The following is a 12,249-nucleotide window of genomic DNA, read 5'->3' as shown; positions in this document are numbered from 1 at the left end:
CAGCGGGAATTAAGGCTACGCCTTGCGAGGCCAGGAGTGCAGGCGGGGCGGGTGATCCGTCGCGTAAGTCACACCGGAACCCGTGTTTCGAGGCTCGAAATGGCGGGAAACAACCGAGGTTCTTTGTCAGCCGGACGGTAAACGTGCACGTCACGGCAGGGCGGGGCGCGGCGCCGGGCGTACGGGACACCGTCGGCGGCGGCTCTCGGCCGTACTGGATCGTGTCAGTCCGGGTGCTTTCCCACCCGGGATCACGACCCGACCGGTTCGGTTCGGGGCGTGATCGGAACTGACGGAAGCGCATGAGAGCGCACCGGCGCTCTGACGATCTTGGCCTGCCGCCCCGAACCCTAACGTCAACCGGGGCCGCGGAACAGCCCCGGAAGGAGGACCTGGATCCGGCAACCCCGGGAGGACTCGGCCACCCCGATCCGGCCCCGGTGCAGTTCCACCGCCCACCGGGCGATCGCGAGCCCCAGCCCGGTGCCGCCGTCGCTGCCCTGGCCGCCCGGCGGCTTCCCTGCGGGTGCGGCCTGGGCGGTGGACGCGGGGCCCGCCGCGGGGTCGGTGTAGGGGCCCCGGTTGAACCGTTCGAAGACCCGGTGCCACTCCGACTCGGGGATGCCGGGGCCCTCGTCGGTGACCTCCAGGGTCAGCGATTCGGGGCCGGTGCCCCGCCGGGCGCGGACCGTGACCCGGCCGTGCGGGGGGCTGTGCTTGACGGCGTTGTCGATGAGGTTGGCGACGACCTGGTGGATGCGCTCCGGATCGGCGTGCGCGGTCAGCTCCGGCGGCCACACGTCCAGGTGCAGGTGCACGTCGGTGCGGGTGTGGCTGCCCGATCCCGAGGCGATGCCCCCGCGGGCCGAGGACACCATGTTGGCCTCCTTCAGCACCCCCGACAGATAGGGCCACACCTCGAAGCGGCGGGCCTTCAGCGGGACGACGCCGTTGTCCAGCCGGGACAGGTCCAGCAGGGTCTCCACCAGCCGCCCGAGGCGTTCCGTCTGCTTCAGGGCGGTGCGCATGGTCTCCGGGTCGGCCGCCGACACCCCGTCCACCACGTTCTCCAGCACCGCCCGCAGCCCCGCGATCGGGGTGCGCAGTTCGTGCGAGACGTTGGCGACGAGTTCCTTGCGCTGCCGGTCCTGGGCCTCCAGGTCGTCGGCCATGCGGTTGATGGTGGTCGCCAGGTCGCCCAGTTCGTCCCCGCGGTCGTGGCCCCGTACCCGCCGGGTGTAGTCGCCGTGCGATATTGACCGGGCCACGGTGTTCATCTCGTCCAGCGGCGAGGTCAGCGAGTGCGCCACGAACTGGGTGATCAGCAGGGTCGCGATCACCGAGAAGACCGTGATGAACCGCAGCTCGGTCGCGGTGCGCACCGCGATCATCAGCAGCCCCGTGGTGATGAACACCGAGACCACGACCAGGGTGCCGAGCTTGGTCTTGATGGAGAACGGGCGCAGCTTGCGGGAGCCGGGGCCGATGCCCGCGGCCTCCGCCGCCGCGCTGCCGGAACGGTCGGGGCCGAGGGGGCCGGGGTGCCCGGCGGGGGCGCTCACGGCGCCGGCGTCTCCAGCGCGTAGCCGACTCCGTGCACCGTGCGGATGCGCTCGGCGCCGATCTTGCGGCGCAGCGCCTTGATGTGGCTGTCGACGGTCCGGGTACCGGAGGCGTCCGCCCAGTCCCAGACCTCGGCGAGCAGCTGTTCGCGGGAGAGCACCGCGCGCGGGGTGTTCGCCAGGCACACCAACAGCTCGAACTCGGTCGGCGTCAGGTGCACGTCCTCGCTGCGGATCCGGACCCGGCGCTGGGCGTGGTCGATCTCCAGTTCGCCGAGGCGCAGCGTGCCGCCCCGGGGGGTGGTCGCCGCGAGGGTGGCCCGCTCCACACGGCGCAGCAGGACGTGCACCCGGGCGGCCAGCTCCCGCATCGAGAACGGCTTCGTCATGTAGTCGTCGGCGCCGACGCCCAGGCCCACCAGCATGTCCGTCTCGTCGTCGCGGGCCGTGAGCATCAACACCGGTACGGGGCGCTGGGCCTGGACCCGGCGGCACACCTCCAGCCCGTCGAAGCCCGGCAGCATCACGTCCAGGATCAACAGGTCGGGCTGCCACGCCTGGGTGGTCTCCACGGCGGTCGGGCCGTCGCCCGCGGTCTGCACGACGAACCCCTCGGCCCGGAGCCGGGCGGCGATCGCCTCCACGATCGTCGCGTCGTCCTCCACCACGAGCACGCGCCGCTGGGCGCCGGGCGCCGCCGGGGCGCTGCCGTGTTGGGTGGTGTGTGTCTGCTCCATCGCCCGCCCCTGACTGCTGTTCGGAATCCGTGGGGTGATCCCATGGCTGTGCCCGGCACCGGAGTGATCCACGCGCCGGTTGCAGACTAAAGGCACGGAACGTGATCAGGCTATCCAGCTCGGACCGCGAGGTGGACGACGTCCGGAACGCCCCGGGCGACCGGGATTTCATGGGTACGGACCCCTTGGAACCCTGAATTCCGCAATGCCCCTTCGAAATCGGCGGAGGGCTGCGCCGACCACACGGCGAGCACCCCGCCGGGGGCCAGCCGCTCGCGGCACCGGGCGATGCCCTCGGGGGTGTAGAGCCCGCCGTTGTCGTCGGTGACCGTCCAGTCGGGCCCGTTGTCGATGTCGAGGCAGAGTGCGTCGTAGGTGCTGCCGCCGGTGCTCAGGTGCGCCAGCAGATCGGTGTGCAGGACCTCGGTGCGGGGGTCGGCGAGGGCGTCGCGGGACAGCGCGGACAGGGGGGCGCCGGGGCGGTGCCAGTCGATGATCGCGGCCTCGCGCTCCACCACGGTGATCCGGCCCCAGTGCGGCTGGGCGGCGGCCCGCACCAGGCTGAAGCCGACGCCCAGGCCCCCGATCAGGAGACGGGGGCGCGCCGCGGGGTCACGGTCGGTGAGCGCGGCGGCGGCCAGGTCCACCAGGAGGCGTTCCGAGCGGCCGTCGGAGGTGTCCATCAGGAAGCAGCCGTTGGCGATGATCTGGAGCAGGCGGCCGTGGCGGCGCAGCACCACCTCGCCGTGCGGTCCGGTCCTTCGGTCGAGCACTTCCGGTGCGGTGTCGGGGGCGGGAGCGACTGCGGGGACGGTGCTCTGCTGGGGCGGCATGGGGGTCATTGTGGCGCGGTGGGGTCCGCCCGCGCCGGGGAATTCCCGGGGGCGGCGGACCGCGGACACGGCCCGGAGGCGCGGGTGGCGGGTGCCGCCCGACCGCTCCGCTCTGGGCGAACGAACGACCGGGAACAATCGAGCGGCCCCGTGCATTGAGTCGACATAGCTCAACTTGAATGCCGAAGGGGAGATCATGGCTGCTGAGTCCGTTGGTTCCAAGAGCACCGTGCTGTCGCTGCCCGTGCTGCCCCTCGACGACGAGGTCGTGCTGCCCGGCATGGTGGTTCCGCTGGACCTGAACGACCCCGACGTACGCGCCGCGGTGGAGGCCGCCCAGGCCGCCGCCCGCTCCGCACCGGGCAAACCACGGGTCCTGCTGGTCCCCAGGATCGACGGCACCTACGCCGGCACCGGAGTGCTGGGCACCGTGGAGCAGGTCGGCCGGCTCGCCGACGGCGACCCCGGGGCGCTGATCCGCGGCCGCGAACGGGTCCGCATCGGCGCCGGAACCACCGGACCGGGCGCCGCCCTGTGGGTGGAGGGCACCCTCGTCGAGGAGCACGTGCCCGACCCGCTGCCCGGCGCCGTCGCCGAACTCGTCACGGAGTACAAGGCCCTCGCCACCAGTTGGCTGCGCAAGCGCGGCGCCTGGCAGGTCGTGGACCGCGTCCAGCAGATCGAGGAGGTGTCCCCGCTCGCGGACAACTCCGGCTACTCACCGTTCCTCACCCTCCAGCAGAAGGTCGCCCTGCTGGAGACCGCCGACCCGGTGGCCCGCCTCAAGCTCGCCACCGAACAGCTCCGTGAACACCTCGCCGAACAGGACGTCGCCGAGTCCATCGCCAAGGACGTCCAGGAGGGCGTCGACAAGCAGCAGCGCGAGTTCCTGCTCCGCCGCCAGCTCGACGCGGTCCGCAAGGAACTGCGCGAACTGAACGGCGACGGGGACGGCGAGGACGAGTCCGACGACTACCGGGCCCGCGTCGAAGCCGCCGACCTGCCCCAGAAGGTCCGTGAGGCCGCGCTCAAGGAGGTCGACAAGCTGGAGCGGTCCAGTGAACAGTCCCCTGAGGGCGGCTGGATCCGCACCTGGCTGGACACCGTCCTGGAACTGCCGTGGCACGAGCGCACCGAGGACCAGTACGACATCGAGGGCGCCCGGGCCGTGCTGGACGCCGAACACGCCGGCCTCGCCGACGTGAAGGAACGGATCACCGAGTACCTGGCGGTGCGCAAGCGGCGCGCCGACCGCGGCCTCGGGGTCGTCGGCGGACGGCGCGGCGGCGCGGTGCTGGCCCTGGTGGGTCCCCCCGGCGTCGGCAAGACCTCGCTCGGCGAGTCCGTCGCGCACGCCATGGGCCGCTCCTTCGTCCGGGTCGCCCTCGGCGGCGTCCGCGACGAGGCGGAGATCCGCGGCCACCGGCGCACCTACGTCGGGGCCCTGCCCGGACGCATCGTGCGCGCCATCAAGGAGGCCGGGTCGATGAACCCGGTGGTGCTGCTCGACGAGATCGACAAGGTCGGCTCCGACTTCCGGGGCGACCCGGCGGCGGCCCTGCTGGAGGTCCTGGACCCGGCGCAGAACCACACCTTCCGGGACCACTACCTGGAGGTGGAGCTCGACCTCAGCGACGTGGTCTTCCTGGCCACCGCGAACGTCCTGGAGGCCATCCCCGAGGCGCTGCTCGACCGGATGGAACTGGTCAGGCTCGACGGCTACACCGAGGACGAGAAGGTCGTCATCGCCCGGGACCACCTGCTGCCGCGCCAACTGGAGCGGGCGGGCCTGGACCCCGAGGAGGTCACCCTGGACGAGGGCGCGCTGCGCAAGCTCGCGGGCGAGTACACCCGGGAAGCGGGCGTACGGACCCTGGAGCGGGCCATCGCCCGACTGCTGCGCAAGGTCGCCGCACAGCACGAGCTGGGCGAGCGCGCGCTGCCGTTCACCGTCACCGACGGGGAACTGCGCGGGCTCATCGGACGCCCGCACCACGTGCCCGAGTCCGCCCAGGACCCGGCCGAGCGCCGGACCTCCGTCCCCGGGGTGGCGACCGGGCTCGCGGTGACCGGGGCCGGTGGTGACGTCCTCTACGTGGAGGCGTCGCTCGCCGACCCGGAGACGGGCGCGGCGGGGCTGACCCTGACCGGTCAGCTCGGTGACGTGATGAAGGAGTCGGCGCAGATCGCGCTGAGCTTCCTGCGCTCGCGGGGCGCCGAACTGGAACTGCCGGTCGGCGACCTGAAGGACCGGGGCGTGCACATCCACTTCCCGGCGGGCGCGGTCCCCAAGGACGGTCCGAGCGCGGGCGTCACCATGACGACCGCCCTGGCCTCGCTGCTCAGCGGGCGCCCGGTGCGCACGGACGTGGCGATGACCGGTGAGGTCTCGCTGACCGGCCGGGTGCTGCCCATCGGCGGGGTGAAGCAGAAGCTGCTCGCCGCGCACCGGGCCGGGGTCACCACGGTGGTGATCCCGAAGCGGAACGAGGCCGACCTGGACGACGTCCCGGCCGAGGTCCTGGAGAAGCTGGACGTCCACCCGGTGTCGGACGTCCGCCAGGTCCTGGAGCTGGCGCTCAGCCCGGCGACCCGGAGCGCGACCCCGGAGGTGTCGATCGCCGCGTGACGCCTCCGCACGGGGACGCCCCCGTACGAGGACGGCCCTCCCCACCCGGGGAGGGCCGTCCTCGTGCGTACGGACGTACGGACCGGGGGTCGGTCAGCCGGTGGCGAGGGCCTGGACCCGGTCGAGCGCGCCGTTGAACTTGTTGTGGTCGCCGACCGTGGGGCCGGTCGAGGTGTACTGCCACATGGTCTGCACCGCCCAGCCCGCCGGGAGGGTCCCGGGGGTCGACGCGTAGCGGGCGATCCACAGCGGGTTCACGCCGCCGAAGGCGGAGGAGTTGCCGGTGCACTGGGTCCACCAGCTGGTCGCCGTGTAGACGACGGCGTCCCGGCCGGTGCGGAGGCGGTAGCGGTCCAGGAAGTCCTTGATCCAGGCGACCATCTGGGTGGACGTCTTGCCGTAGCAGGCGTCCCCGTACGGGTTCCACTCGATGTCCAGGGCGCCGGGCAGGGTGCGGCCGTCGCGCGACCAGCCGCCGCCGTTGTCGACGAAGTAGTCCGCCTGGGTTGCTCCGTTCGTGGTGTCCGGCGTCGCGAAGTGGTACGCGCCCCTGATCATGCCCACGTCGTACGAGCCGTTGTACTGCTGCGGGTGGTACGGGTTCTCGTAGTACGTGCCCTCCGTCGCCTTCACGTAGGCCCAGCGCACCCCGCTGTTCCACAGCGTCGACCAGGCCACGTTGCCCTGGTGGCTGCTGACGTCGACGCCTTCGGTCTGGGTGACGCGCCGCTGGGGCGGGACGCCGTCCTGCCCGTCGTGGGCGAGGACGCCCATCCCCATGTACGCGGAGCCGCGTTCCGGCACCGCGGGCGGGGTGACGGCGGCCGGGTCACCGTCGCCGACGGCCGGATCACCGACGGCCGGATCACTGACGGCCGGATCACTGACGGCCGGGTCACCGGGGGGCGGGCCCTCGGTGGCGGAGGCCGTCCCGGTCGCGAGCGCGGTGCAGAGGGCGCTTATCGAGAGGAGCAGCGCCGCGGCGGGCCGCCACGGTGACCGACCCGAACGGGTGCGGGCACGGTTGCTGACGCCGGGTCGGGGTCGGGACGTGGTGCGGGGGTGGTGCACGGGTGCCTCCGTCGGCCTGGGGGAGTGCGGGCTCAGATTCCAGGAGTACGGCGCCCGGCGGCCGTCCGCGCGTCGACGCCGGCGGGTGCGGCGGGCCGATCGAGCGGTCCGGCGGCCCGGGTCGGCGGCGCACCGCGGGGACGGAACTGCGAAATACTGGTGCAGCCGGGGCGAGGTCGCCGCCCCGTCACGACGGCAGGGACCACGGGGAACGGGAAGACGGGGCAATGGGCGCGGATGTGGGCGAGGGCCGGGGCGGGGCACGGAGCGGGCGCGGCGGGGACACCGGGCCCGCCGGGAGCACGGCGAGCGCCGTGGAACGGGTACGGGTGGAGTTCCTGGCGCTGGAACGGGAACTGACGGTCTTTCTGCGACGCGCCCGCTCGGCCTCCGGGGAGATCGCCCGGTCCGTGCACCCGGAACTCGAACCCGGTGCGTACGGACTGCTCGTCATGCTCGACGAGAACGAGGTGCTGCGGGCGACCGACCTCGCCGGGTACGTGGGCGTCGGCAAGGCCACCATGAGCCGCCAGCTGAAGGCGCTGGAGTCGCTGGGGCTCGTGGTCCGGGAACCGGACCCCGCGGACGGGCGGGCGTCATTGATCCGTTTGACTGACGCGGGACGGGTGCGGGTGCAACGGGTCCGTGAAGCGCGGCGGGCGCGGTACGTCAGCCAACTGGCCGACTGGGCCCCCTCCGAGGTCGCCGAGCTGGCCCGCCTGCTCCACCGCCTCAACGAGTCGACGTCCCCCTGACCCTGCGTACTGGCCGAACGGGTGAGACCGAGGTACGCGGACGTGATGAAGGGGAAGGAGCCCTCGGCTACCTCGGGGTCACGGAGGGCGGCGGCGCTGCCGGCCCGTCCCACGTGGAACTCCTCCAGGAGGCGGACTTCTCGGTCGACGCCCACCTCGCGGGCGGAGCGGAGGACCTCTTCGTCAACCAGCAGGGCGGCAAGGACGGCTCCGGGAAGGCGGTCGACCGTTCCGAGGGCGATGACCTGCCGGCGACCGGGAAGCGGTACCTGTTCGCCACGACGTACCACCCGGGACACCGGTTCCACACGGTGATCCCCGTGCCCGGGGTCGCGGACGCCGACGGCGACGGGCGGACGACGATGTCCGACCGGTGGGAGATCGCCGTGAAGAACCAGACGGACCTGTCGGCCGTGCCTTCGGAGCCCGAGCCGACCGAGGAGCCCGCCGACGATCCGCCGGTGGAACCGTCGCCGGGCGCTCCCTGACCCGGGGGCTACGGGATCACGTACGCGGCCGTCGCGTCGTCGTGCTGCTTGCCCGACGCGGGGCGGCCCTGTGCGTGCTCCGCGGTGCGGACCTGGTCGATCAGCGCCTGGGGGCCCTGCTTGGCGAGCACGTCCAGGCACTCGGCCCAGGTGCCCGACCGGAACCGCTCGACCCAGCGGGACGCCCCGTCGGTCAGCGCGGCGAGCGAGCGCACCGAGGCCCGGGGCAGCACTCCGGTGACCGCCCGGGCGGACACCTCGGGGTCGGCGGCGGCGGTGAAGAAGCCGCCCTCCTTGTTGCGCAGGGTGGCGTCCGTGGCGTCGGCGGACCGCAGGACCTCGCGCGGGGCGCGGTCGAGCCGGTCGTCCAGCACCGCCTCGACGCCCCCGTCCACGTGCTCCACGAGCAGTACGGAGTCGGAGAGCACCAGGTACTCGATCCGGGCCTCGTCCCACCGCGCCAGGACCACCGTTGCTTGCGGCGTTCGCACGTGAGAAAGGTCACAGAGTTGACCGTGTGCGTCCGCGGTCCTACGGATTGCGTGCGAAAGCACCTCCCGCAGCGTCAGATCCGTTCGCGAAACGGACAGTTCGCCGAGGGCTCCGCCGAGCCGGGCGGTGAACCAGGGAACGGTGTGCCGGCAGCCGTAGTCACCCGAGGGCGGGGTGACCCCGTCGAGTACGACCAGCGTCCCGCCCTGACCGGAGGCGGGAGCCGCGGTCGAGACGAAGTCTTCGTTGGGGCGGTCGGGGTCTCCGGGGGTCGTGGCGATTTCCATGCGCATCGGATCAGTCTGCATGAGCCCGCACCGATGCCCACGAATCGGTGGCGGGGGTGACGCTGAGGTGAACAGGGGTCAACGTTCCGCCGGTCGTCCACCGCGGCGAGCTGCCTGATTTGCGGGATAATGATCTATTCCGTCAACACGTGGTGGGGCATCTTTCCAAACCCAGTCGATCACGTCCAACCGGCACACCGCACACCCCCGCTGACGCGTGCCACCGGAACTTGCCGCCCAACTCCCGGTCGATGTTCACTCCTTCGGGTGGCGGGTCCGGTGATGCGCGACCGCTCTTCACCGGCGCTGGAATGGTCAGGTCCGAATCCGGCGGACCTGGTGGCCTGACGGTCCGTCATCCGGACCCATGAGTGCCGGAACCATGGGTAGTCGAGTCAGAATGCGAGCACCGGTGCAGAAAATGCGGCCTCGGCGCAAGGGTGGGCGGGCGGCCTCGAAGCAGGGTGCGGTCCCGCCCGGGCCCGGCACGCCCCAGGGTTCCCCCGGCGTGCCCGGAGCCCTCGCCACCCCGCCGCCGCCCGGCGGGCCCACGGTGCCCGGCGCCCCCGCCGCCCGGGGGGAGGGCCCCGGTGACCCGCCGCCCGCCGCCACCCCCGAGAAGCCGGCCAAACCGCGCGCCCGGGTCCGCAACCGACTGCTGATCTCCGTCGCCGTCGTCGCCGCCGCCATCGCCGGCGCCGGTGCACCCGCGCTCCTGTCGACCACCGGCGACCTCCGGGACGCCCAGAGCCTCGTCACCGCCGCCGAGCGGGCCCGCGAGGGCAGCTCGCTCGCGCACGCCCTCGCCGACGAACGCGACGAGGTCATCGCCTTCATCGCCGCCGGGCGCCCCGAGGGCAAGGGCCTGTCCGAGCAGCGCAGCGCCCGGGTCGACCGCCGCGTCCAGGAACTGCGCGCCGACGCCCCCGCCGCCCTGCGCGCGGACCTGGACGCCGTCGCCGCCGCCCGCCGCGCCGCCCTCACCGGCAAGAGCAGCGCCCTCCAGGCCCACGACGCGTACGCGAAGGTCATCACCGAACTCCACCGGCTCGCCGAGGACGTCGCCGAGCGCACCCCGCCCGCCGCCGCACCCGGCGCCCGTTCGCTGGCCGATCTGGACCGTGCGGTGGAACAGGCGTCCGGGGCCCGCGGACTGCTCCTCGCCGCGTTCGCCGTGCCCCGCTCCACCGCCACCGAGATCAACCAGGTCACCGGGCTCCCCGAGACCGTCCCCGACGAGTCCGCGGCCCAGGCGGCGCAGCGCCTCGAACTCAGCACCGCGGCCCAGCTCGCCCACCACCGCTCCACCGCCGCCCTCGCCGACTTCCGGGACGTGGCCCCCGCCGCGGACCTCGCCTCCTTCGACTCCACCGTCAACGGGGCCGAGGTCACCACCGCCGAACGCCAACTGAAGCGGCTCACCGACGAGGCGAAGCTCAGCGGGGCCGACCTCGCGCTCGACCCCAAGGAGGTCGCCGCCGCGCTCGCCTCCCGCGTCGACCTCATGCGGGGCGCGGAGGCGTCACTCGCCGAGGCCCGCATCGACCGCCTCGAACGGCTGCGCGACGACGCCGTCACCGATCTGGAGATCCGGGTCGCCGTCCTCGGGGTGCTGCTGCTGGTCGCGGTGGGCGTCTCCATGGGCATGGCCCGTTCGCTGACCCGCCCGCTGGCCGTGCTCCGCATCGGCTCCGCCCGCCTCGCCGCCGACCCGGCCGTCGAGGAACCCGTCACGTTCACCGGCCGCAACGACGAGTTCGCCCAGGTCGTCCGTTCGGTCAACGCCCTCCATGCGCACGCCGTCGCCCTCCAGGAGCGGCTGGTCACCCTGGAGGGCGACCGCAAGCACCTCATCGGCGAACGCCAGACCATGGCCGACCGCACCGCCGAACTGCGTGCGGAACTCGCCGACGCCTCCGCCCACCTCGAACGGGTCCGGCACAGCATCCAGGGCACCTTCGTGAACCTCGCGCTGCGCACCCTCGGCCTGGTCGAACGGCAACTCGCCGTCATCGAGGGACTGGAGGCCCGCGAGCAGGACCCGGAGCGGCTGGCCACCCTCTTCAAGCTCGACCACTTCGCCACCGTGATGCGCCGGCACAGCGAGAACCTGCTGGTGCTCGCCGGAGCCGACCACGGCCACCAGCACCCCGGCCCGGTGCCCCTGGTGGACGTCGCCCGCGCCGCAGTCAGCGAGATCGAGCGGTACGAGCGGGTGCGGATCACCGCCCTGCCGCCGCACGCCCACATCGCCGGCTTCGCCGCCGACGACCTCAGCCACCTGCTCGCCGAACTCCTGGAGAACGCGACCTCGTTCTCCCCGCCGGACGCCTCCGTCGAGGTCTCCGGCTGGCTCCTGGAGAACGGCGAGGTGATGCTCTCGGTGCAAGACGAGGGCATCGGGATGACCGCCGAACGGCTGCGCGAGCTGAACGTGCGGCTGTCCGAGTTCGACCCCGCGGACCAGGTCGCCGGCCCCGAGTCGGAGGACGGCCTCGGCCTCGGCCTCTACGTGGTGGCCCGGCTCGCCCACCGCCACGGGGTACGGGTCCAGTTGCGCGAGCAGAAGCAGGGCGGCGTGACCGCCGTCGCCGTGCTGCCGAAGGCGATGCTCGCCGCCGAACCCGCGACGGCCCTGGCCGTCCCGCCGCCGGCCGGGTCCACCGGGCCCGCCCTGCGGCTGCCCGGCTCCGAGGCCGAGGCCAACGCCAATGTGCTGGGGGGACGGGGAACTCCGGGGGACCCCCTCATCGCCGCGGCCGAGGACGCCGTCCGCCAGTTGGGGACGTCGTCCGAGGTGGTGTCTGAGGAGTCGTCCGAGACGCTGTCCGAGACGACGATGGAGTTGGTGCTGCCGCCGGAACCGCCGGCCGCCGCAGTGACCCCCGCGACGGACCCGGGCACCGGACAGGACTCGGGCACCGCACCGGGACCCACGGCCCTGCCGTCGCGGAACCCGGCGCACGCACCCGCGGCCGGACCGGCGCGCACACCGGCGCACCGGCTGGCCGGAGACGACGGCGGACACCATGCGCGCGCCCGTGACGAGGCACCGTCCGCGTCACCGGCACCGCCCGGTGCACCGTCCGTCGACCCGTCACCGACGAACACCGCGTCCGCCGTTCAGGGGGACGCGCCCGCGCGGACCCGTCTGACCGACAAGGGCCTGCCCAAGCGGACGCCTAGGATCAGTGAGCCCGCAGCCGTGGCCCAGCCGAGAGGAGGGGGCGTCGACGCCGACGCCCTCCGGCGCAAGCTCGGGGGCTTTCACCAGGGGGCCGCAGCCGGCCGCCGGGACGTGGCCGTCGAGATCGACGGCGCACCGGCGACACCCTCCGGACGCGGCGGAGGAACACAGGGGGACACAGTCGAGGAGGGAAGCAGTTGACTGCGCC

The 12,249-nt window shown here is 73.2% G+C and carries 9 protein-coding genes; 4 read left to right on the top strand and 5 right to left on the bottom strand.

Going from position 1 to position 12,249, the window contains the following annotated elements; genetic code table 11:
• Window positions 1–356: 356 nt before the first annotated feature.
• From ACFYOU_RS00295 to ACFYOU_RS00285, 3 genes are all read right to left on the bottom strand, one after another.
• Window positions 357–1,466, bottom strand: a complete 1,110-nt coding sequence (locus ACFYOU_RS00295; RefSeq protein WP_391303750.1) for an ATP-binding protein — start codon at window positions 1,464–1,466, stop codon at window positions 357–359.
• 92 nt (window positions 1,467–1,558) lie between these two features.
• Window positions 1,559–2,299 (bottom strand): response regulator transcription factor, encoded by a 741-nt coding sequence (locus tag ACFYOU_RS00290; protein ID WP_387009220.1) that lies wholly within the window; start codon window positions 2,297–2,299, stop codon window positions 1,559–1,561.
• Window positions 2,300–2,409: 110 nt separating this feature from the next.
• Window positions 2,410–3,132, bottom strand: a complete 723-nt coding sequence (locus ACFYOU_RS00285) for a spermidine synthase (RefSeq protein ID WP_391302324.1) — start codon at window positions 3,130–3,132, stop codon at window positions 2,410–2,412.
• 196 nt (window positions 3,133–3,328) lie between these two features.
• On the opposite strand from ACFYOU_RS00285, the gene lon reads away from it, so the two are divergent.
• A complete protein-coding gene (lon, locus tag ACFYOU_RS00280) occupies window positions 3,329–5,761 on the top strand; it encodes an endopeptidase La (protein WP_391302322.1) in 2,433 nt (810 codons plus the stop codon).
• A 93-nt stretch (window positions 5,762–5,854) separates the two neighbouring features.
• On the opposite strand, the gene ACFYOU_RS00275 is transcribed toward lon, so the two are convergent.
• Window positions 5,855–6,832, bottom strand: a complete 978-nt coding sequence (locus tag ACFYOU_RS00275; RefSeq protein ID WP_391302320.1) for a GH25 family lysozyme — start codon at window positions 6,830–6,832, stop codon at window positions 5,855–5,857.
• A 227-nt stretch (window positions 6,833–7,059) separates the two neighbouring features.
• On the opposite strand from ACFYOU_RS00275, the gene ACFYOU_RS00270 reads away from it, so the two are divergent.
• Both ACFYOU_RS00270 and ACFYOU_RS00265 read left to right on the top strand, forming a co-directional pair.
• On the top strand, window positions 7,060–7,587 hold the full coding sequence (locus ACFYOU_RS00270) for a MarR family transcriptional regulator (protein WP_391302318.1): 528 nt from the start codon (window positions 7,060–7,062) through the stop codon (window positions 7,585–7,587).
• A 113-nt stretch (window positions 7,588–7,700) separates the two neighbouring features.
• A complete protein-coding gene (locus ACFYOU_RS00265) occupies window positions 7,701–8,075 on the top strand; it encodes a hypothetical protein (protein WP_391302316.1) in 375 nt (124 codons plus the stop codon).
• Window positions 8,076–8,083: 8 nt separating this feature from the next.
• Here ACFYOU_RS00265 and ACFYOU_RS00260 read toward each other — a convergent pair whose 3' ends face one another.
• Window positions 8,084–8,860, bottom strand: a complete 777-nt coding sequence (locus ACFYOU_RS00260) for a protein phosphatase 2C domain-containing protein (protein ID WP_391302314.1) — start codon at window positions 8,858–8,860, stop codon at window positions 8,084–8,086.
• 394 nt (window positions 8,861–9,254) lie between these two features.
• On the opposite strand from ACFYOU_RS00260, the gene ACFYOU_RS00255 reads away from it, so the two are divergent.
• Window positions 9,255–12,242, top strand: a complete 2,988-nt coding sequence (locus ACFYOU_RS00255) for a nitrate- and nitrite sensing domain-containing protein (protein WP_391302312.1) — start codon at window positions 9,255–9,257, stop codon at window positions 12,240–12,242.
• Window positions 12,243–12,249: the final 7 nt, after the last annotated feature.

Origin of the sequence: Streptomyces sp. NPDC005955 (assembly GCF_042871255.1) — a bacterium.
Taxonomy (GTDB): domain Bacteria; phylum Actinomycetota; class Actinomycetes; order Streptomycetales; family Streptomycetaceae; genus Streptomyces.
This window is presented reverse-complemented; position numbering and strand designations above follow the sequence as displayed.

What these genes read in the sequence shown, in the direction of transcription:
- ACFYOU_RS00260 (WP_391302314.1), bottom strand. Translation starts at nt 8,860, where the DNA reads ATGCGCATGGAAATCGCCACGACCCCCGGAGACCCCGACCGCCCCAAC.
- ACFYOU_RS00285 (WP_391302324.1), bottom strand. Translation starts at nt 3,132, where the DNA reads ATGCCGCCCCAGCAGAGCACCGTCCCCGCAGTCGCTCCCGCCCCCGAC.
- ACFYOU_RS00270 (WP_391302318.1), top strand. Translation starts at nt 7,060, where the DNA reads ATGGGCGCGGATGTGGGCGAGGGCCGGGGCGGGGCACGGAGCGGGCGC.
- lon (WP_391302322.1), top strand. Translation starts at nt 3,329, where the DNA reads ATGGCTGCTGAGTCCGTTGGTTCCAAGAGCACCGTGCTGTCGCTGCCC.
- ACFYOU_RS00290 (WP_387009220.1), bottom strand. Translation starts at nt 2,299, where the DNA reads ATGGAGCAGACACACACCACCCAACACGGCAGCGCCCCGGCGGCGCCC.
- ACFYOU_RS00255 (WP_391302312.1), top strand. Translation starts at nt 9,255, where the DNA reads ATGCGAGCACCGGTGCAGAAAATGCGGCCTCGGCGCAAGGGTGGGCGG.